Origin of the sequence: Microbacterium gorillae, from assembly GCF_050990725.1 — a bacterium.
GTDB lineage: Bacteria > Actinomycetota > Actinomycetes > Actinomycetales > Microbacteriaceae > Microbacterium > Microbacterium gorillae_A.
In genome coordinates this window covers 3,535,660-3,555,962 of the sequence record NZ_CP158844.1, presented here as the reverse complement: position 1 = coordinate 3,555,962, position 20,303 = coordinate 3,535,660, and the positions used below count along the sequence as shown (strand labels likewise).

The 20,303-nt window shown below is 68.0% G+C and carries 22 protein-coding genes; 12 read left to right on the top strand and 10 right to left on the bottom strand.

From position 1 onward, the window contains the following. Positions 1-45 precede the first annotated feature (45 nt). A complete protein-coding gene (locus ABTV68_RS16460) occupies positions 46-798 on the bottom strand; it encodes a GntR family transcriptional regulator (protein ID WP_433674773.1) in 753 nt (250 codons plus the stop codon). A 44-nt stretch (positions 799-842) separates the two neighbouring features. Then, positions 843-1,151: a zinc-ribbon domain-containing protein gene (locus ABTV68_RS16455; protein WP_433674772.1), complete on the bottom strand. Its 309-nt coding sequence runs from the start codon at positions 1,149-1,151 to the stop codon at positions 843-845. Positions 1,152-1,219: 68 nt separating this feature from the next. Here ABTV68_RS16455 and ABTV68_RS16450 point away from each other — a divergent pair, with 68 nt between their 5' ends. From ABTV68_RS16450 to ABTV68_RS16430, 5 genes are read left to right on the top strand one after another with little or no spacing between them, the layout of a single operon-like run. Then, a complete protein-coding gene (locus tag ABTV68_RS16450) occupies positions 1,220-2,014 on the top strand; it encodes a sulfite exporter TauE/SafE family protein (protein ID WP_433677633.1) in 795 nt (264 codons plus the stop codon). 53 nt (positions 2,015-2,067) lie between these two features. After that, positions 2,068-2,763: an HAD family hydrolase gene (locus ABTV68_RS16445; RefSeq protein ID WP_433674771.1), complete on the top strand. Its 696-nt coding sequence runs from the start codon at positions 2,068-2,070 to the stop codon at positions 2,761-2,763. 56 nt (positions 2,764-2,819) lie between these two features. After that, a complete protein-coding gene (locus ABTV68_RS16440) occupies positions 2,820-3,269 on the top strand; it encodes an FAS1-like dehydratase domain-containing protein (protein WP_433674770.1) in 450 nt (149 codons plus the stop codon). Continuing rightward, positions 3,266-3,673 (top strand): MaoC/PaaZ C-terminal domain-containing protein, encoded by a 408-nt coding sequence (locus ABTV68_RS16435; RefSeq protein WP_433674769.1) that lies wholly within the window; start codon positions 3,266-3,268, stop codon positions 3,671-3,673. Before ABTV68_RS16440 ends, ABTV68_RS16435 begins: the two co-directional genes overlap by 4 nt. A 2-nt stretch (positions 3,674-3,675) precedes the next feature. Next, a complete protein-coding gene (locus ABTV68_RS16430) occupies positions 3,676-4,818 on the top strand; it encodes a UDP-N-acetylmuramate dehydrogenase (protein ID WP_433674768.1) in 1,143 nt (380 codons plus the stop codon). Positions 4,819-4,888: 70 nt separating this feature from the next. On the opposite strand, the gene ABTV68_RS16425 is transcribed toward ABTV68_RS16430, so the two are convergent. The 8 genes from ABTV68_RS16425 to ABTV68_RS16390 all read right to left on the bottom strand — a co-directional run bounded on the left by ABTV68_RS16425 (position 4,889) and on the right by ABTV68_RS16390 (position 13,985). Continuing rightward, a complete protein-coding gene (locus ABTV68_RS16425) occupies positions 4,889-5,659 on the bottom strand; it encodes an ATP-binding cassette domain-containing protein (RefSeq protein WP_433674767.1) in 771 nt (256 codons plus the stop codon). Next, a complete protein-coding gene (locus ABTV68_RS16420; protein ID WP_433674766.1) occupies positions 5,656-6,834 on the bottom strand; it encodes an ROK family transcriptional regulator in 1,179 nt (392 codons plus the stop codon). Before ABTV68_RS16420 ends, ABTV68_RS16425 begins: the two co-directional genes overlap by 4 nt. A gap of 37 nt (positions 6,835-6,871) precedes the next feature. Further along, a complete protein-coding gene (gene mmsB / locus ABTV68_RS16415; protein ID WP_433674765.1) occupies positions 6,872-8,050 on the bottom strand; it encodes a multiple monosaccharide ABC transporter permease in 1,179 nt (392 codons plus the stop codon). Further along, complete coding sequence (gene mmsA, locus ABTV68_RS16410) at positions 8,047-9,588, bottom strand: multiple monosaccharide ABC transporter ATP-binding protein (RefSeq protein WP_433674764.1); 1,542 nt, start codon at positions 9,586-9,588, stop codon at positions 8,047-8,049. The genes mmsB and mmsA overlap by 4 nt, the downstream gene beginning before the upstream one ends. An 81-nt stretch (positions 9,589-9,669) precedes the next feature. Then, positions 9,670-10,842, bottom strand: coding sequence for a multiple monosaccharide ABC transporter substrate-binding protein (gene chvE / locus ABTV68_RS16405; protein WP_433674763.1), 1,173 nt, complete (start codon positions 10,840-10,842; stop codon positions 9,670-9,672). 215 nt (positions 10,843-11,057) lie between these two features. Continuing rightward, positions 11,058-12,260: a pyridoxal phosphate-dependent aminotransferase gene (locus tag ABTV68_RS16400; protein ID WP_433674762.1), complete on the bottom strand. Its 1,203-nt coding sequence runs from the start codon at positions 12,258-12,260 to the stop codon at positions 11,058-11,060. Between the two features lie 222 nt (positions 12,261-12,482). Beyond that, on the bottom strand, positions 12,483-13,241 hold the full coding sequence (locus tag ABTV68_RS16395) for a TIGR00645 family protein (protein ID WP_433674761.1): 759 nt from the start codon (positions 13,239-13,241) through the stop codon (positions 12,483-12,485). A gap of 33 nt (positions 13,242-13,274) precedes the next feature. Continuing rightward, complete coding sequence (locus ABTV68_RS16390) at positions 13,275-13,985, bottom strand: amino acid deaminase (protein ID WP_433674760.1); 711 nt, start codon at positions 13,983-13,985, stop codon at positions 13,275-13,277. Between the two features lie 122 nt (positions 13,986-14,107). On the opposite strand from ABTV68_RS16390, the gene ABTV68_RS16385 reads away from it, so the two are divergent. The 7 genes from ABTV68_RS16385 to ABTV68_RS16355 all read left to right on the top strand — a co-directional run bounded on the left by ABTV68_RS16385 (position 14,108) and on the right by ABTV68_RS16355 (position 20,181). Next, the gene (locus ABTV68_RS16385; protein ID WP_433674759.1) at positions 14,108-14,776 is read left to right on the top strand and encodes an HAD family hydrolase; all 669 of its coding nucleotides are present in this window, start codon (positions 14,108-14,110) and stop codon (positions 14,774-14,776) included. 24 nt (positions 14,777-14,800) lie between these two features. Then, positions 14,801-15,787, top strand: coding sequence for a phosphate/phosphite/phosphonate ABC transporter substrate-binding protein (locus tag ABTV68_RS16380; RefSeq protein WP_433674758.1), 987 nt, complete (start codon positions 14,801-14,803; stop codon positions 15,785-15,787). Next, positions 15,788-16,612: a phosphonate ABC transporter ATP-binding protein gene (gene phnC, locus ABTV68_RS16375; protein ID WP_433674757.1), complete on the top strand. Its 825-nt coding sequence runs from the start codon at positions 15,788-15,790 to the stop codon at positions 16,610-16,612. Further along, a complete protein-coding gene (gene phnE / locus ABTV68_RS16370; protein ID WP_433674756.1) occupies positions 16,609-17,427 on the top strand; it encodes a phosphonate ABC transporter, permease protein PhnE in 819 nt (272 codons plus the stop codon). Before phnC ends, phnE (ABTV68_RS16370) begins: the two co-directional genes overlap by 4 nt. Beyond that, on the top strand, positions 17,424-18,251 hold the full coding sequence (gene phnE, locus ABTV68_RS16365; protein WP_433674755.1) for a phosphonate ABC transporter, permease protein PhnE: 828 nt from the start codon (positions 17,424-17,426) through the stop codon (positions 18,249-18,251). Before phnE (ABTV68_RS16370) ends, phnE (ABTV68_RS16365) begins: the two co-directional genes overlap by 4 nt. Further along, the gene (locus tag ABTV68_RS16360) at positions 18,235-19,110 is read left to right on the top strand and encodes a MurR/RpiR family transcriptional regulator (protein WP_433674754.1); all 876 of its coding nucleotides are present in this window, start codon (positions 18,235-18,237) and stop codon (positions 19,108-19,110) included. The genes phnE (ABTV68_RS16365) and ABTV68_RS16360 overlap by 17 nt, the downstream gene beginning before the upstream one ends. 144 nt (positions 19,111-19,254) lie before the next feature. After that, a complete protein-coding gene (locus ABTV68_RS16355; RefSeq protein ID WP_433674753.1) occupies positions 19,255-20,181 on the top strand; it encodes an endonuclease domain-containing protein in 927 nt (308 codons plus the stop codon). Positions 20,182-20,303: the final 122 nt, after the last annotated feature.

The following is a 20,303-nucleotide window of genomic DNA, read 5'->3' as shown; positions in this document are numbered from 1 at the left end:
CGTTCGCCGAGTGCGCACACTGGGCTGCCTCGGGGCGGTGTGGGATCAGATCGCGCTGCGCACCGGAGTGCCCGCGTCGATCTCGAACGCGATCACGCCGGCGCGATAGCGATCCACGCCGATCTCGACCAGTCGCCCCTCGGCGGTGACCGTCGTGCGAGCGACCTGGAGCAGCGGACTCGAGCGTCGCACGCCCAGCAGCGCGGCCTCCTCGGTGGACGCGGCGGATACCTCGATGCGATGGTTGGTGGCCGCGACGATGATTCCGGCCTCCGCCAGTGCGGCGGTGGTGGACACGACGTCATCGGGCAGGCCGGCCACCACCGATGCCAGCCATGGCGCCCACACTGATCGCTCCACCATCACCGGGCGCCCATCCAGTGTGCGCACCCGTACGAAGCGGGGGAGCGGGTCGCCCAGTCGGATTCCGAATCGCTGCGCCTCACGTGCGGTAGCGGCTCCGATCTCCCGCGTGGTGATGAGGCCACCGGGAACACGACCGCCGGCGAGTGCCCACTCGGCGAAGGACTGCATGCGCGCGAAGCCCTGCGTGCGACGGGCGTCGAGCACGATCCAGCCGTCGCGGGGGCGAGCCTCCACCAGCGACAGGCGAGCGAGGCGTGCGAGTGCCCCGCGGATCACGCTGCGCGTGGCGGCGTACTCGGCGCCGAGCGCCGACTCGCTCGGCAGACGTTCGCCCATGGGGAACTCGCCGGCGCTGATGCGGCGCCGGAGATCGGTGCTGATCTGCGTGGTTCGCGAGACGGCCGTCCCGCCGCCTGCGCTCTCCGATCCCACGTTGGGATGCTACTCGCTGCCCGCCCGCCGGCGGGCGCGCCGGTTCAGGAGGCGTCGGGGGAGTACGGTGCCGGAGCGGTGGTCGATTCCGCCGCCTGGCGCGCCGCCTGCTGCTGTGCGGCGTCCACCTGGAATCGGTCTGCGACATCGCGCGGGAGTTCGGACTGCTCGCCGCAGTTGGCGCACTGCATCACGTACTTGCCGTGGCCGAACGGGAAGATCGGGATGAAGAACAGCGTGAACCACGTGCGCCGGCGATACAGCCGCTGGGCGGCCGTCGCGCGACAGAAGCCGCAGACGGTGAACAGAGCGGCGAGGAACTTCGCGGTGCCGCGCGTGCCGAAGATGATCATGATGCCCCCAGACGTCGTGAGGGGGCCAGCCTATAGCGTCCTCTGGCGGACGATAGGCTCGAGCAGTGATGACCCCCGACGCCGCCCCGCGCTCCGCGCGCTCGATCATCCTGTATCTCGTCATCGGCCTCGCGGCCGGTCTTCTGTCGGGTCTGTTCGGCGTGGGCGGCGGAACGGTGATCGTGCCGATGCTGGTGATGCTGCTCGCCTTCGATCAGCGCATCGCGGCGGGTACGTCCCTCGCCGCGATCGTCCCGACCGCTACCGTCGGGGTGATCTCCTACGCCATCGGCGGCAACGTCGCCTGGATCCCCGCCCTCATCCTCGCGGTCGGCTCTGTGATCGGAGCGCAGATCGGCACCGCCCTGCTGCCGCGCATCTCCCAGACCGCGCTGCGCTGGGGGTTCGTCGCCTTCGTGGTGCTGGTGATCATCAGCCTGTTCTTCGTGGTGCCCTCTCGGGATGCCGAACTCCACGTGACCTGGATCACCGGTCCCGGACTCGTGCTCCTCGGCCTGGTCACCGGGGTGCTCGCCGGCCTGCTGGGCGTCGGCGGTGGCGTGGTGGTGGTGCCGCTGCTGATGCTGCTGTTCGGGGCCAGCGACCTCATAGCCAAGGGCACCTCGTTGCTTATGATGATCCCGACCGCCCTGTCCGGCACGATCGGCAACATCCGACGCGGCAACGTGGACCTGCTGGGTGGAGCGCTCATCGGTCTGGCGGCGTGCTGCACGACGGCGGTGGGTGCTTACTTCGCAACCAGTATCGAGCCATGGCTCGGCAACATCCTGTTCGCGGCGTTCATGGTCTACATCGGCCTGCAGATGGCGATCAAGGCCGTCCGCGGTCGGAACAAAGACTGAGTCGGACCAGCCAACCGCACTCGCCGACACCCGGACAGGAGCTGACCGAGACGATGACCGCAACCGCTGACGTCGCGACTCGCGTGGACGCCGTCATCTTCGACTGCGACGGCGTGATCGCCGATTCCGAGGGACTCACCAACGAGGTGCTGCGCGGCATGCTGGCCGATCTCGGCTGGCAGCTGACGCGCGATGAGTGCCTGGCGGAGTTCGCCGGACACGCCCTGATCGATCGTGCCGATGTGATCGAGCAGCACACCGGTGTCCGCATCGATCAGGACTGGATCGTGCGTTTCCGGGCGGGACGCGACGAGGCGCTGCGCGCGCACCTGCAGCCGATCGCCGGCGCCGCCGAAGCGGTGCGCACGGCGGCCGCGCGCTTCCCGCTGGGCATCGCGCTGGCCAGCGGTGCGGATCGGGCGAAGATCGAGATGCAGCTGAGCATGCTGGGGCTCGCTGACGCGTTCGGTCCCCACGTGTTCTCCGGGCTCGAGCACGCACGCACCAAGCCGGCGCCGGACGTGTATCTCGCTGCCATGGCGGCGCTCGGGGTGTCGCCAGAGCGTGCCGTGGTGGTCGAAGACACGGTGGCCGGGGTCACCGCCGGCGTCGCCGCGGGCGCGCGCGTCTGGGGTTACGCCCCGGGAGATGCGACCCACACACCGGCTGAGCGTCTGCGCGATGCGGGAGCGGAGGTCATCATCACCGATATGGCCGAGCTCGTGGCATCGATCCTCGCGAACGCCTGATCTTTTCCCCGGCGCACACGGAGGGCCCGCGGAAGGCGGGTCGATAGGATAGCGGGGTGAGTGTGAATCCGGATCTGGTCGGGCGTGAGTTCCCGCCGACCGCCCCCTATCTCGTCGGCCGTGAGAAGGTGCGCGAGTTCGCGCGCGCCACGTTCGCCACCGCGGCGCAGCACGTCGATCCCGAGGCGGCGCGCGCGCTGGGGTACGCCGATGTCGTCGCTCCGCCGACGTTCGCCATGGTGATCCAGGACCGCACCATGCAGCAGCTGCTGGCGCTGGAGGACTCCGGTATCGAGCTGCATCGACTGGTGCACGCCGAGCAGCGCTTCACGTACTCGCGCCCGATCGTCGCCGGCGATGAGCTCGTGGCGCAGCTGGCCGTCACCGGCATCCGCACCCTCGGCGGCAACGCCATGGTCACGAGCGAAGCCACGATCACCGATGCGGACGGTGCTCATGTCGTCACCGCGACGTCGGTGCTGCTGGTCGGAGGAGGAGCCGAATGAGCGCGTTCGAAAAGGGCGACATCGTCGCACAGCGCAGCGTCCACCTCACCCGCGACAGCCTGGTGAAGTACGCCGGAGCGTCGGGCGACTTCAACCCCATTCACTACCGTGACGACATCGCCGCGGAGGTCGGCCTTCCCGGGGTCCTGGCACACGGCATGCTCACCATGGGCGTCGGCGTGAACACCGTGGCGGAGGCCATCGGCGACACCGGTCGCATCACCGACTACGGCGTGCGCTTCACTCGTCCCGTGGTCGTGGATGCCACGGACGGCGCACAGCTTGACATCACCGCCGTGGTCGGTGCGGTGCTGGAGGGTGCCGTGCGCATCGACCTCACCGTCAAGCATGGCGAGACCACCGTGCTGGGCAAGGCGCAGCTCACGGTCCGCACGGACGCCTGAGTATGGTGGAAATCACCCCGATTCCGCTCAGCGAGCTCACCACCCTGCGCTCCGGTGGCGTGCCCGCGCGCATGATCGACGCGGACACCCGTGACGAGCTCGTCGATGCGCTGCGTGACACCTGGGCTGCGGGCGAACCGTGGCTGGTGCTGGGCGGTGGATCGAACCTCTTCGCCGGCGACGGGGAGCTGGCGCACACCGTGATCCGGGTTCGGACGACGGGCATCGAGCGCCTGGACGATCCGGCGGAGGGCGTCGCGCGAATCCGCGTGCAGGCGGGCCACGGCTGGGATGATCTCGTCGCCTGGACGGTGGAGCACGGCCTCGCCGGCATCGAGGCGCTCTCGGGCGTCCCCGGAACCGTGGGTGCCGCACCCGTTCAGAACATCGGCGCGTACGGACAGGAGATCGTTCAGACGCTGGTGGGCGTGGAACTGATCGACGAGTCCACCGGCGAGGTCTCCGACGTTCCCGCTGCGGAACTGGGACTCGGCTTTCGCACGTCGGTGCTGAAGAGCCACTACGGCTCGGTGGCCGAACGCGACGCCGTGATCCTGAGCGTGACGCTGGATCTCGGCATCGTGGGCGATGCCGCGCTCTCGATCCCGCCGGGTCAGCTGCGCACCGCCTTGGGACTGGCCGATGACGAGTCGATGACGCTGGCGGAGGTTCGGAACACCATCCTGTCGATCCGCGCGCGCAAGGGCATGGTGCTGGACCCGACCGACCCCGACACGAACAGCGCCGGATCCTTCTTCCAGAACGCCATCGTCCCCGAGGACTTCGCCCGCACGCTGCCCGCCGAGTGCCCGCGATGGCCGGTCGCCGCCGACAGCGGCACCGCGACCGCCACGGCCATTCCGCTGGCAGCCTATGACGGAACCGTGCCGCCGATCGTCGCCGCGGCCCAGGACGTCAAGGTGAGCGCGGGGTGGCTCATCGAGCATGCCGGTGTGGCGAAGGGCTTCCGGCTGCCGGGCTCGCGCGCGGGCCTGTCGACCAAGCACACGCTGGCGCTCACCAACCGCGGTGGTGCCTCCGCGGAGGAGATCGCCGAGCTGGCGCGCTTCGTGCGCGCCCGCGTGCAGTCCGAGTTCGGCCTCACGCTCCAGCCCGAGCCGATCCTCGTCGGCGTCGAGATCTAGCCTTCACTCATCCGGGCGTGACCAGGATCTCCTCGGGACCTGTTGTGGTGTCGCCACCGGGAATCCCAGATCAGCCGTGACGGGTGGCACCCACGATCGCGGCGATGAGATCGGCCTGCGGGACGTCGGCGCTGAAGCTGCCGTTGTTGCGACCGTGGCGCAGAACTTCGACGCGGTCGGAGATCGCCTGCACATCCGCGAGGTTGTGGCTGATGAAGACCACACCGAGGCCCAGCTCGCGCAGCCGTTCGATGTGGGTGAGCACCTCGGCCGTCTGCGCCACGCTCAGTGACGCCGTCGGCTCATCCAGGATCACCAGACGCGGCTGGCCGATGAGCGTGCGGGCGATGGCCACCGCTTGGCGCTGACCACCCGACAGTTCACGAAGCGGGCTGCGGATGGAGGGGATGTGGGCGGCGAGGTCATTGAGAGCGGCACGCGTGGCCACCTCCATCTCGCCCTGCTGCATCCAGCCTCCGCTGCCGCGCAGCTCCCGGCCCAGGAACACGTTCGCGGTGACGTCGAGGTTCTCGCAGACGGCAAGATCCTGGAACACGGTCGCGATGCCGAGGGCGTGCGCGTCGGAGGGGGAGGCGATATCGCGCGCCTCGCCGTCGATGGCGATCTCCCCGGAGGTGGGCGTCAGGGCACCGGCGATGATCTTCGCCAGCGTCGACTTCCCCGCGGCGTTGTCCCCGATGAGGCCGACCACCTCGCGCGCATGCACGGTGAAGTCGACGTCCTTGAGCGCTTCCACCGCGCCGAACTGCTTGGTGATGGCGCGCATGCTCAGCAGCGGCGGTGCCGGCTGCGCTGCCGACATCGAGACGGGCAGGCTCATGCTCGCTCCTCGAGAAGGGACGTGGAATCCGTGGACTGCAACACCATGATGGTGGCGCCGACCAGTTCGGCGTCGGTGCCGAACGCGGAGGGAACGGGGTCTTGGAAGGAATGCAGGCCGGCGGGGGTGTGAGCGCGCAGGGCGTTCGTGAAGGGGACCATGAAGATCGGACCGGCCTCGGTGAGCTCTCCGCCCACGCTGACGACGGCGGGGGAGACGGCACGACCGAGGCCGGCGACAACCGTGCCGATGGCCGAGGCGGCATCCGCGATCACTCGCGCGCAGCCGGGATCGCCCGCCGCGGCCTGCACGATCACATCGCGGAAACTGAGCTGTCCGTAGGTGGCGCGCAGCGGTTCGAGGATCGCGTCAGCACCCGCGACGGTGTCGAGACAGCCGCGCTGTCCACAGCGACAGATCGCGCCGGCCGGGTCGACCTGCACGTGCCCGATCTCGCCGGCGGCACCGTCGTGTCCGCGATGAATGCGCCGGTTGATCATGATGCCGGCGCTGGTGGAGTGGGACGCCCGCACGAACACGCTCTCCGCGACATCGCGGGCCGTGCCGCGGACCGACTCGGCGAGGGCGGCGAGGTTCGCATCCTTCTCGACGAACACCGGGCACGCCAGTCGCTTGCTCATCACCTCGGCGAGCGGCTCGCCCTCCCACCGACGCATGATGCCGCGCAGTGCCACGTGTCCGGTGACCGGGTCGACCGGGACGGGAACGGCGATGCAGACACCGATGAGGTCCTCGGCCTCCGCCGCGATCATGCCCAGCATGTCCACGATCAGCAGGGCGATGCGGTCGAGCACCGTGTCTTCGGCATGATCGGCCGCTAGCGGCATGGACCGTTCGGCGAGAGAGGTCTGATTCACATCGCTGAGCCGCACCCGCATGGATCGGTTGCCCACGTGAACGGCACCGACCACACCGGTGCGCCGGGCGATCGTGACCAGCTGAGCGCGCCGACCGCTGCGGGAGGTCGGATGGGTCTCCACCATCCCCGACAGCGAGAGATCTTTCACGATGGCCGAGACGGTGGCCGCGGAAAGACCGGTCGCTTCGGCGAGCTCAACCTGAGTGAGCCCGCCGAAGCGCTTGATCGTGTCAATGATCTTCGCGGCGTTCGCCTCGCGAAGTCCTGACTGGGATCCGGCCGGCCATCTGCTCACAGCGCGAGCCTATCGCGGCCACCGGTGCGAACCTGGATCAGCGTGCGGCCCCCGCGCGACGCTTGTTCCAGACGTCGAACGCCACGGCGATGAGGAGCACGAGCCCCTTGACCACCTGCTGGGTCGCCTGGTCCAGACCCATGAGCTGCATGCCGTTGCTCATCACGGCCATGATCAGACCACCGATGATGGCACCGCCCACGCGACCCACACCACCGGTGACCGCCGCGCCGCCGATGAAGCAGGCTGCGATCGCGTCGAGCTCGAACATGTTTCCGGCACCGGGCTGCGAGCCGTTGGTGCGGGCGGAGAACACGATGCCGGCGATGCTGGCCAGCAGACCCATGTTGACGAAGATCCAGAAGTTGACCTTCTTCACCTTCACACCGCTGAGCAGTGCCGCGTTGAGGTTGCCGCCGATCGCGTAGACGTGGCGACCGAACACGGTCTTCTGCGTGACGATCGAGTACACGATGATCAGGACGGCGAGGATGATCAGCACGAACGGCAGACCACGGCTGCTGGCCAGCTGGAAGCCGAACCACATGACCACGGCGGCCACGGCGACGAGCTTCACGATGAACCAGGGCAGGCCCTCAACAGTCTGCTGGTAGGAGATCTTGCCGCGACGGGCGCGGATCTGGGAAACCACGTAGCCGAGCACGCCGATGCCGAAGATCACGAGCGTGAACGTATCGACCCCGTACCCACCCAGCAGGCCGTTGAAGAAGCCGTTGGCGATCTGGTAGTACTCGCCACCGAAGGGCGAGAGCGACACGTTGTTGAGCACCAGGAAGGTGAGGCCGCGGAACAGCAGCATGCCAGCCAGCGTGACGATGAAGGCGGGGATGCCGACGTACGCCACCCAGAAGCCCTGCCAGGCACCCACCACGATGCCGACGGCGAGGGCGGCGAGCACGCCGACCCACCACGGCTGCTGGCCCTTGATCACCACGACGGCGGCCACGGCTCCGGTGAGCGCCACCACCGATCCCACCGACAGGTCGATGTGGCCCGCGATGATCACGATCACCATGCCGATCGCGAGGATCAGGATGTAGGAGTACTGCAGGACGATGTTGGTGAGGTTTCCCGGCGAGAGGAAGGTCGGGTTCAGGATCGCGAAGAAGATCACGATCGCGACGAACGCGACGACGATGCCGCTCTGGCGGAGGTTCCGCGTCACGAGGCTCGCGAGATTGTTGACGGCGGTCATCGCTCGTTGGTCCTTTCGAGGGTCATCAGGGTCATGAGATTCTCCTGGTCGGCGTCCGCGATGGGCACATCACCGGTGATGCGTCCGAACGCCAGGGTGTAGATGCGGTCGCAGATGCCGAGCAGCTCGGGAAGCTCCGAGGAGATCACGAGCACGCCCTTTCCTGCGGCGACGAGCCTGTTGATGATCGTATAGATCTCATACTTCGCGCCGACGTCGATTCCGCGCGTGGGCTCGTCGAGGATCAGCACATCGGGCTCCGTCTGGATCCACTTGCTGAGCACCACCTTCTGCTGATTGCCGCCGGACAGGTTTCCGACGGTGGCCAGCACGGTGGGCGTCTTGATGTTCATGTCCGCGCGGTAGCGTTCCGCGACGGCCAGCTCTTCGTTGCCCTCGATCCATCCGCCGCGCGAGATGCGGCCGAGGGATGCGGCCGAGATGTTGTGGCGGATGTCATCGATGAGGTTCAGACCGAAGTGCTTGCGGTCCTCGGTGGCGTAGGCGATGCCCGCGGCGATCGCCTTCGACGGGGTGGACGTGTCCACCTCGCGTCCTCGGACGAACACCTTGCCGGTGGCGCCGCGACCGTAGGTCTGGCCGAAGACGCTCATCGCCAGCTCGGTGCGCCCCGCGCCCATGAGGCCGGCGATGCCAACCACTTCGCCCGCACGCACGGTGAGGTTGGCCCCCTCGACCACCACGCGACCGGGCTGCGTGGGGTGATTCACCGACCAGTTCTCGATGCGGAAGACCTCATCGCCGATGTCGGGGGTGCGCTCCGGGTAGCGGTGCTCCAGATCGCGACCCACCATGCCGCGGATGATCCGCTCCTGCGTGGAGGTCGGGTCGTGCATGTCGAGGGTCTCGATCGTGCGACCATCGCGGATGATCGTGGTGCTGTCCGCGATCGCGGCGATCTCATTGAGCTTGTGCGAGATGATGATCGACGTCATCCCGTCCTCGCGGAGCCGGCGCAGCAGATCCAGCAGCTGCGCGGAATCCGTGTCGTTGAGAGCTGCTGTCGGCTCATCGAGGATCAGCAGGCGCACGTTCTTGGACAGCGCCTTGGCGATCTCGACGAGCTGCTGCTTGCCGACACCCAGCTGGCCGACGGGGGTGGTGGGGTTCTCGTCGAGTCCCACCTGCTGGAGCAGCTTCGCCGCCTCGGCATTGGTGCGATCCCAGTCGATGAGACCGCCGCGCCCGCGGCGCTCGTTGCCGAGGAAGATGTTCTCCGCGACGCTGAGGTAGGGCACGAGCGCCAGCTCTTGGTGGATGATCACGATGCCGACGTGCTCGGAATCATTGATCGACGAGAACCGGGCCTCCTCGCCCTCATAGACGATCTCACCCTCGTACGTGCCGTGCGGGTAGACCCCGGACAGCACCTTCATGAGGGTGGACTTTCCGGCGCCGTTCTCGCCGCAGATCGCGTGGATCTCTCCCGTTGCGACCTGGAGATCGACGCCCTGAAGCGCTTTCACGCCGGGGAACGTCTTGGTGATGTCGCGCATCTGCAGGATGGGTGCGTTCATGCCGATTCCTCCTTTCAGCTGTGTGCAGTGGCCTGAGCGGGGGTGCGCCGCGTGTGCGACGCACCCCCGTCGAAGGCGTGCTTACTCCGCGACGCCCTTGTCGACCTCGGCCTGGGTCCAGTAACCGGAGTCGATGAGCAGCTTCTGGATGTTGTCCTTGTAGACCACGTCCGACTGCAGCAGGTAGCTCGGGACCACCTTGACGCCGTTGTCGTACGTCTCGGTGTCGTTCGCCTCGGGCTCCTCGCCGGCGAGGATGTCCTCGGCCACCACCACGGACTGCTCGGCGAGCTTGCGGGTGTCCTTGAAGATCGTGGCGAACTGGACGTCCTTGTTGATCAGGCTGACCGACGCGATCTCGGCGTCCTGACCGGTGACGATCGGCAGGCCGTCGGCGACCGTCGGGCCCATGCCGACGCCCTGGAGCGCCGTGATGATGCCGCGCGAGATGCCGTCGTACGGCGAGAGCACGCCGTCGAGCTTGGTGCCGTTGCTGTACGTGGAGGTCAGCAGGTCCTCCATGCGCTTCTGCGCCGTCTCCTGCTGCCAGCGCAGCGTCGCCGCCTGGTCGATCTTGGTCTGGCCCGACGGGACTTTGATGGTGCCCTTGTCGATGAACGGCTGCAGGGTGTCGATGGCGCCCTGCCAGAAGAAGTGGGCGTTGTTGTCGTCCAGCGAACCGGCGAACAGCTCGATGTTGAACGGTCCGGTGGCGCTGCCGGCGGAGCCGTCCTCCTTCAGCAGGCCGAGGCCCACGAGCAGCGACGTGGCCTGCTGAACACCGACCTGGTAGTTGTCGAACGTGACGTAGAAGTCGACGTTCTCGTTGTCGCGGATGAGGCGGTCGTAGGAGACGACCGGGATGTTCGCGGCCGCAGCGGCGTCCAGCTGCGTGGACAGCGCGGTGCCGTCGATCGCGGCGATGATCAGGATGTCGGCACCCTTGGTGATCATCTGGTCGATCTGCTGGCCCTGCGTGGGGATGTCGTCGCCCGCGTACTGCAGCTCCACCTGGTAGCCGGCGTCCTCGAGGCCCTTCTTCACGGCGTCGCCATCCGCGATCCAGCGCTCCGAGGTCTGCGTGGGCATCGAGACGCCGACGAGGACGTCGCCCTTGTCCGTGCTGCCGCCGGCACCTGAGGTCGCGTCGCCGCCACCTGCGCCCGCGCCGCCACCAGCACCGCCACCGCCGCAACCGGCGAGGGTGAGCATCGCGGCGAGGCCGAATGCGGCCACTGCGTACTTCTTGTTCATTCTGTGAGCTCCTTTGCTGTGAACGTCACGCCGGTCGGCGTCCTCCGATGAAGACTCGAAGGGTCTTCATCGACGGTGAATACTCTGTTGGGTTCGAGACTCGAAGTCAAGTCGTCGATATCGTTTCGTGACTCAAACTCAACGAAATCTGCCTCCGGAACGTGCGAATGGCCCCGATCCGCGAGGATCGGAGCCATTCATGCGTGAGGTGACGATTAGGAGCGGAACAGCTCCTGCAGGCGGTTGACACCCTCCAGCAGCGCGTCATCGCCCAGTGCGTACGACAGGCGCAGGTAGCCGGAGGGACCGAACGCCTCGCCCGGAACCACGGCGACCTCGACCTCGTCCAGGATCAGGTCCGCAAGCTCGAGGCTGGTGGTGGGCGTCTTGCCGCGCCAGGTGCGGCCGAGCAGACCCGTGACGTCGGGGTAGACGTAGAACGCGCCCTGCGGAGTCGGCACGGTCATGCCGTCGATCTTCGACAGCTCCGCCACGATCAGCTGACGACGGCGGTCGAACGCCTGACGGAACTGCTCCGCCTCATCCTGCGGGCCGGTGAGGGCCGTGGCCGCCGCGATCTGCGCGATGTTGTTGACGTTGCTGGAGAGGTGCGACTGGAGGTTCCCGGCCACCTTGATCGCGTCCGCGGGGCCTACCATCCAGCCCACGCGCCAGCCGGTCATCGCGTAGGTCTTCGCCACGCCGTTGACGAGGATGGTCTGTCCGGCGAGCTCGGGCACGGCCTCGACAATCGAGACCGCCGTGACGCCGTCGTAGGTCAGGTTCTGGTAGATCTCGTCCGAGATCACCCAGATGCCGTGCTCCAGCGCCCACTCGCCGATGGCGCGCGTCTCCTCCGGCGTGTAGACGGCGCCGGTGGGGTTGGACGGAGAGACGAACACGAGCACCGTGGTCTTGTCGGTGCGGGCGGCCTCCAGCTGCTCGACCGTGACCTTGTACTCCTGGTCGGAACCGGCGAACACCTCGACCGGGACGCCGTCGGCGAGCTGGATGGCCTCGGGGTAGGTGGTCCAGTACGGCGCCGGCAGCAGCACCTCGTCACCGGGGTTCACCACGGCCTGGAATGCCTGGTACACCGACTGCTTGCCGCCGTTGGTGACGATCACCTGGCTCGGCGCGACCTCCAGGCCCGAGTCGCGGAGCGTCTTCGCGGCAATCGCCTCCCGCAGCACCGGAAGGCCGGCGGCAGGGGTGTAGCGGAAGTTCTTGGGATCCTTCAGCGCCTCGGCCGCGGCGTCCACGATGAACTGCGGCGTGGCGAAATCCGGCTCGCCGGCGGCGTAGGAGATCACCGGTCGGCCCGCCGCCTGCAGCGACTTGGCCTTGGCGTCGACCTTGAGGGTCGCGGACTCGGCGATGGCGGAGAGTTTTCGGGAGAGGGGAGCGCGCTCAGTCACCCCCCGAGCGTACCGCGCAGCGCGATCCGCGTCCTCTCGTTCGTCACACATTCCGCCCGAGAATGCGCGCCCCCGTCCCGAGATGTCGCCACCCATGACCCGCGAGATGTCGCCACCCATGACCCGCGAGAATGCCAAATGTGGGCGAGAATCGGCGCGTTGCGCGGATTCTCGCCCACAGACGGAAGTCTCGCGGGATCAGGAGGCGGGATCAGCGATCGATCAGGGGTGCAGGTCGGGGGAGACGACGGGGGCGGCGGGACGGGCGTCGCGGTGCACCTCGGGGAGGGAGTTCTCCAGCACGTCGGCCTCGAGCTGCGTCTTCGTCGCCTCGGCCTCAGCCACGCGCATGCGGGCGTCCGCGGTGATCTGCATCCGGTCGATCCACGCGAGCGCCAGCGCGGAGAAGATGAAGGCGATGTGGATGATGACCTGCCACATCGCGCCTTCCCACGTGATCTCGTTGCCGTGGCCGCCGTCCGCGATACCGGGTGCGACGCCGTCCTTCATGTTGGAGACCTCGATGAAGGTCTTCAGCAGGTGGATGGAGGAGATGCCGATGATGGCCATCGCCAGCTTCACCTTCAGCACGTTCGCGTTGACGTGGCTGAGCCATTCCGGCTGGTCGGGGTGCTGTTCCAGGTTGATCTTGGAGACGAAGGTCTCGTAGCCGCCGACGATCACCATGATCAGCAGGTTCGCGATCATCGCCACGTCGATCAGGCCGAGCACCGCCAGCATGATGGTGGACTCGTTCGGGTGGTGACCGGTGGCCATCGGCGTGATGACATCGTCGCCGATGAGGCCGATCAGGTCGTAGACGAACACGACCACGTAGACCAGCTGCGCGACGATCAGACCCACGTAGATCGGGGCCTGCAGCCAGCGGCTCGCGAAGATGAAGGCACCGAGCGCACGCGCGCTCGGTCGGTCGTTGTAGGTGGTCGTGCCGGAGCGGTTCGCGGACTTCTGGGCGGCCACAGTTCCCCCTGGTTTCGTTCGGTTCGGGACGATTCAGGATACGGGGTGCGGATGACCGCGCGCCGGGAGCACGGCGTTCCAGCGCAGGCGTGGTGCTTCCGCGATGAGATCGGCGCGAATGCGCTCCGGGGGCGCCGTCATCGGAAACGTCGTGATGAAGCGACCGGCCACGCTATAGGCCACCGCCGACTGCCCCGCGCTGTGCAGGACGCCGACACGCGTCGAGATGACGCCGTCCGTGTCGGGAACGGGAATATCGAGGGGGGAGGCGTCGTCGTCCAGAGCGCTCGTCATCAGCTCGGCGGCGCGTGACAGCAGCGTCGGACCGGGCCGCCACGGAATGAGGGCGTCGTCCTCACGGCCCGCGGCTCGAGCCAGGTCGGCGGTGAGCCAGCGCTCGCGCTTGAGCCCGTACGGTGTTGCGGCGAGCGACAGCAGGTATCCGTAGCAGTGGATCAGGCCGGCATTGCCCACGGGCCAGGTGGCCTCGATGCCCGCACGCCGATGCAACGCGCCAAACAGCCCGGTGCCGATCACCGGCTCTCCCGTGTTCTCGTCGATCACGGTGGACTCTCCCCAGGCGGCGAATGCGTCCGAGTCCCGGTCCTCTGCGATCGACGTTTCGAGCCAGCCAAGCGACGCGATGGCGCGATCGGCGTCCGTGGACGCACGGACCGCTGCAACGTCCAGCTCGTGGACGAAAGGGTCGTCAGCGTTGTGGTCGGCCGCCGCTGAGGGTGTCATAGGCCCACTCTAAGTCGCAGATTTCCGGTCTGTGCGGCGGAGTTCACACACTGTTCACACACTGTGGTCGCATTGTCCACAATCTATCGGCATCATGGACGCAACGTCCACTAGGAGGATTCGTGACCAACCGACCAGCAGTGATCTTCGACTTCGACGGTACCGTCGCACTCGGCGACGGGCCGCTGCGGGCATACGCCCGTGCGGTCGAGGAGCTTGGCGGCGTGACCGGCATCGAGCAGGCGCTCGCCGTTCCCGCCCCGGAGCTGTTGGACGGCTATGACGTCATTCGCGCGGCCGCCGAGGACCTCGGCGTCGACGCGGACGTCCTCAGCGCTGCCTACCTCGCGAGCCGCGCCGTGCTGGGTACCGCGGAAGCCGCGATCTTCGCCCCCGCCGGTCTCGCGGAGTTCCTCCGCGCCGCAGGGGAGGCGGGGGTGCTGCGCATCCTCGCCACCAACGCACCGGATGTGCGCATCGCCGAGGCGCTCGAATCGCTGGGGATCGAGGGCGGCTTCGATCGCATCGTCACCAGCGTCGGCAAGCCCGCGGGGCTGGACGCCCTGCTTGATGACCTCGCTGCGGAGGGCGTCACCGATGTACTGAGCATCGGTGACATCTGGCGCAACGACCTCGCCCCGGTGCACCGCCGGGGTGGCCGCACCGCACTGATCGGCGAGTTCGCGGACGAGTCCGCCGCTCCCGATCATCGTGCACCGACTCTGCCGGAGCTGTGGGACGACCTGCGCTCCTGGCTTCCCGCATCCGCCCCATCCACCTCTTCCCACTGAGCCCCCACACGAAAGCGAATCCCCATGCGCACCTCCCTTCTCCGCGCTGCCGGCCTCGGCGCCGCAGCCCTCATCGCCCTCGGCCTCGCCGGCTGCGCGTCCGGTGACGCCAATGCCGGTGGCCCCGCGACCGGTGCAGCCGCGTCCGACCCGACCTCCCTCACGCTCGCGCTGGTCCCCTCCCAGGACCAGTCGGGTCTGGTCGAGACAGCGGCTCCGCTCACCGACGCGCTGACCGAGGCGCTGGGCATCCCCGTGACCGGCGTGGTGTCCAAGGACTACCAGGCCGCCGTCGAGGCGATGGGCGCAGGCCAGGCCCAGATCGGCTTCCTGCCCTCCCTGCAGCTGTGGCAGGCATCGGACATGTATGGTGCGCACACCGTGCTGCAGACCGAGCGCAACGGCAACATCACCTACCCGGCGCAGTTCATGACGAACAACCCCGACAAGTACTGCGCGGACAAGCCGGTCGAGCGTGACGGGAAGCTGTTCTGCAACGGCGCCGACGCGCTGCAGGGCCCGGCCGGTCTCGACGCGATCGAGAAGATCGCGGGCGCCAAGGTCGCGCTGCTCGGCCCTGGCTCGCCCGCCGGCTACATCTACCCGATGCTCGCGCTGAAGGAGGCCGGTCTCGACATCGACACGGACTTCGAGAAGCTTCCGGTGACCGCCAACGACGCCAGCGTGCTCGCCGTGTACAACGGCGACGCCGAGGTGGGCTTCAGCTTCTGGGATGCCCGCGACATCGTGATGAAGGACACCCCGGATGTGGGTCAGAAGGTGGTCGTCTTCGCGCTCAGCGAGGAGATCCCCAACGACGGTGTCGCGCTCACCGACGACCTTTCGCCCGAACTGCGCGACAAGATCACGAAGGCTCTCGAGGACTTCTCCAACACCGAGGCCGGCTCGGAGGCGCTGCAGAGCATCTACTCGATCACGAAGCTCGCCCCGGCCGACCCGTCGTCGCTGGACGTTGTGGCCAAGGCCGCGAAGGAACTGGGACTGCAGTAAGTGACCGCCACACACAACAGCGCGGACGTCGCGGCTTCGGCCGCGGCGTCCGCGCCGTGGTCGATCTCGCTCGACCACGTCACCGTCCGCTATCCCAACGGCGTCGTCGGCCTGGACGACGTGAGTCTGGATATCGCCGCGGGCGACATGGTCGCCGTCGTGGGTCTGTCCGGCTCGGGAAAGTCCACCCTGATCCGCACCATCAACGGACTGGTTCCGGTGAGCTCCGGATCGCTCACCGTCGGCGGCCACCGCGTCGACGGCGCCTCCGGCCGTGCGTTGCGTCGCCTGCGCGGCGATATCGGCATGGTGTTCCAGGGCTTCAACCTGGCCGGTCGCGCCAACGTGCTCCAGAACGTGCTGGTGGGCCGGCTCGCCCACACGCCGCTGTGGCGCACGATGATCGGCGCCTACCGGGAGTCCGACAAGGAACTCGCCTACGACGCCCTTGATCGGGTGGGCATCCTCCCCAAGCTCTACGACCGCGCCTCGGCCCTGTCCGGCGGACAGCAGCAGCGCGTCGCGATCGCTCGCGCACTTGCGCAGCAGCCGCGCATCGTCCTCGCCGACGAGCCGGTCGCGAGCCTGGACCCGCCCACCGCCCACGGCGTCATGACGGACCTGCAGGACATCAACCGCGACCTCGGCATCACGGTGCTGGTGAACCTGCACCTGCTGGATCTCGCCCGCGAGTTCGGCACCCGGATGATCGGCATGCGCGGCGGCAAGGTAGTCTACGACGGCCCGGCCGCCACGGCCACGGATGCCGACTTCGAGGAGATCTACGGCCGTTCCCTCACCAACGCCGACAGGTCCGGCGCATGAGCTCGGTGAATCTCGCCACCGGCCGTGCCGTGACGCTGCCGGAGCGTCCCCGCGGGCGCTGGAAGCTGTGGGCCATCGCGGCGGTGGTCGTGGTGATCACCGTGATCATGTGTCTTCCCGGCATCGGCATCGGCTTCGACCTGCAGGCGATCGCGCGCAACTGGCAGCATGGCGCCGACAAGGTCATCAAGCTCCTGCTGCCGGACTGGACGTTCTTCCCGCGCACCGTGGCGCCGTGGGTGGAGACGCTGCAGATGGCGGTGATCGCCACCGCGGTGGCCTCCGTGATCGCGCTGCCGGTGAGCTTCTGGGCCGCACGGCCGAGCAATCCCACCGCGTGGACGCGCGGCGTCGTGCGCACGATCCTCAACATCATCCGCTCGATCCCGGACCTGCTGTACGCCGCCGTGCTCGTCGCGATGGTGGGTGTCGGCGCCCTCCCGGGAATCCTGGCGCTGGTCATCTTCAATCTCGGCATCATCGTGAAGCTGGTGTCGGAGGCGATCGACATCACCGATTCCGGTCCGATCGAAGCGGGCCGTGCGGCCGGCGGCACGCAGACCCAGATCAACCGCGCACTCGTGCTTCCCGACACCTGGCCGGCGTTCGCCAGCCAGGTGCTGTACGTGTTCGAGCTGAACGTGCGAGCGTCCACCGTGCTGGGCCTCGTCGGCGCGGGCGGCATGGGCCTGCTCATCGACTCGGTTCGTACGTTCTACCGCTACGACCAGCTCTCGCTCATCATCCTGGAGATCCTCATCGTGGTGATCGTCATCGACGTGGTCAGCGACGCGATCCGACGGAGGCTGGTGTGAGCGCCCTCGATCTCGCGCGCCCCGCATACGCGCTGCCCGCCAAACCCCGCCATCCGTGGCGACTGGTCGTCGGCGGTGTGGTCACGGTCGTCGTGATCGTTGCGTTCTGGTCGGTGGACATCACCTGGTCGCGGCTGGCGGATCTGCCGGCCGAGATCATCCGGTACTTCGGGCTGATGTTCGCATCGCCGAACTGGGCGAAGCTTCCGGACGCCCTGCTGCAGACCTGGCGCTCGATCGAGATGGCCTGGATCGGCACCGTGCTGGGAATCCTGCTCGCCACCCCGGTCAGCTTCTTCGCCGCGCGGGGATTCGGCCCTGCCTGGCTGCGCTGGCTACTGCGCGGAATCTTCTCGCTGATCCGCGCCGTTCCGGAGATCATCTTCGCGATCATCATCCTCTCGGTCACCGGACTGACGCCGCTGACGGGGGCGCTGGCGCTCGCGATCAACGGTGTCGGCACTCTCGGCAAATGGGGATATGAGGCGGTCGAGTCGGTCTCCCCGGGCCCGATCGAGGCGGCACGAGCCGCCGGCGGCGGCACGCTGCAGGTGATCCGGTGGGGAGCGTGGCCGCAGGTCACGCCCGCCTTCCTGTCATTCTGGCTGTACCGGTTCGAGATCAACGTCCGCTCGTCGGCGGTGCTCGGGCTGATCGGTGTCGGCGGTATCGGCGACATGCTCACCTCCTACACCCAGTACCGTGAGTGGTCGACGGTCGGCGTGCTGCTGATCGTCGTGGTGGTCGTCACGATGACCATCGACGCCGTCTCCGGGGCGCTGCGCCGGCGGATCATGGAGGGTGCACGTGTCAAGCAGCAGTGAATCGGGTGCTCGGAGCGCTCCACCCAGCGTGCGCATCGCCACGGTGCTGAACTCGCTGCAGCCCACCGAGCGTCGCGTGGCGGATCTGGTGCTCCAGTCGCCCGAGACCGTCGTGGAGCTGACCGCCCAGGAGCTCGCCGATCGCGTGGGCATCGGCCGCTCCAGCGTGATCCGCGCCTGCCAGAGCTTCGGCTACCGCGGATTCCCGCAGCTGCGGGTGGCGCTCGCGGCCGAGCTCGCCGCGCACGGCGACGCCGGCTCGGACTACGACGAGAGTGTCGTGGGCCGCATGCGCGCGGCGATCGATCGGGTCGCGCAGTCCCTCCCGCAGGCGATCAGCATGCTCGACGACGACGTGGTGTCGGCGGCCGTCCGCTCGGTAGCCGAGGCCCGGCGTTTGCTCGTCGTCGCGAACGGACTCTCGGCACCCATCGCGAGCGACCTGTCGATGCGGCTCACCGCCGTGGGGCGACCCGCGGAATTCGTTCCCGACGCGATCGCGCAGCAGATCGCGGCGAGCGGTCTCGGCTGGCAGGACGTGTGCCTCGTGATCTCCGGCTCGGGTGCCAACGAGTCGTCGCTGCGCGCCGCGGCCGCCGCCCGGAACGCGGCGAGCATCGTCGCGCTCACGTCGTTCGCATCGTCCGCGCTGACCGAGCTGGCGGATCGGTCGCTGGTGATCGCACCCTCGGGCGTCTCGTTCCGCGATGAGCTGGAGCACACGTCGCGCGTGGCGCACGCGGTGTTTGTCGAGGTGTTCGTGGATGCGGTTGCTCGCGAGCTGGGTTCCCGCGCCGCGGATGCGCGGGGTCGCGTGCTGGAGATCCTCTCGGAGAACCTCACCGACGCCGGCGAGTAGTCACCGCCGAAAGCTGGAAAACGCTGCCTGGAACGCGTTCTGAGCCGCGTTTTCCAGCTTTCGATCCGGCATCGGTTCCTCCACAGGAGCGGAGACGGGGGAGAACGGGAGTGAGGGAGAGGAGCCGGGGGCAGGATCGGGCCGGTGCGCCATCGAATACCGCTTCCGCCCGAACTGGGCTCCGTCTTCACCCTGCGGGATGCGCAGGCGCTCGGCGTTCGCCGCGGGCGAGCCGATGCCCGTGACCTGCACCGGCCGTACCCCGGCGTGCGTGCGGCCTCTCGACCGGACAGCTTCGCTGAAGCCGTCGCAAGCGGAGCGCTGCGTCTGAAGCCCGGACAACTCTTCGTCGGTGTGACCGCGGCGCGCCTCTGGGGTCTGCCGTATCCGCGCCCGTGGCAGGTCGGCGAGCCGCTTCACGTCTGCGTGCCGACGAGCACGACGCCGCCGATCGCGCGCGGGATACAGGGACGACGGCTGGCTGCCGATCGCGCTGACGAGTGGCGAATGGGACAGATCGCCGTCGTCGATCCGGTATCGGCCGCGTTCAGCAGCGCCCCGGAACTGACAACCATGTCAGCGACGGTCATGCTCGACGCACTGTTGACGTCGGCCGACAATTATCCCGGGCTGCGTCGCGGTCGACCGATCTTCACCCCGGACCTCATCGCCGAGCATCTGCGACGCTGGGGACCCTTTCCCGGCGTCGCGACGATCCGTGCGGCTCTCCACCTGGCGAGGCCGGGCGTGGAATCTCCGAAGGAGACCGAGACGCGTCTCGTGCTGGTAGCCGCCGGTCTGCCCGAGCCCGTCATCCAGTACGAGGCGCGTGACGGGGCCCGACTCATCGCGCGCCTCGACCTTGCGTACCCGCACTGGCGCATCGCGATCGAGTACGAGGGCGACGGGCATCGCACCGATGCATCGCAATGGCGACGGGACATCCAGCGTCAGCGCGCGCTGGAGGAACGCGGGTGGATCGTCATCCGGCTCACCCACCTGGATCTGGTGTCCGACGGGTCGGAGCTGCTGGCGACCGTGCGCCGTGCCATCGCCTCTCGCGGGAACTGAAAGCTGGAAAACGCCGCTCGGATCGCTGCCACAGCGACGTTTTCCAGCTTTCGGCGGCACCGGAGCGTCCCGATTGGTTTGATCTTGCACAGTCAAGATTGACTATGTTACTTTGATCGAGC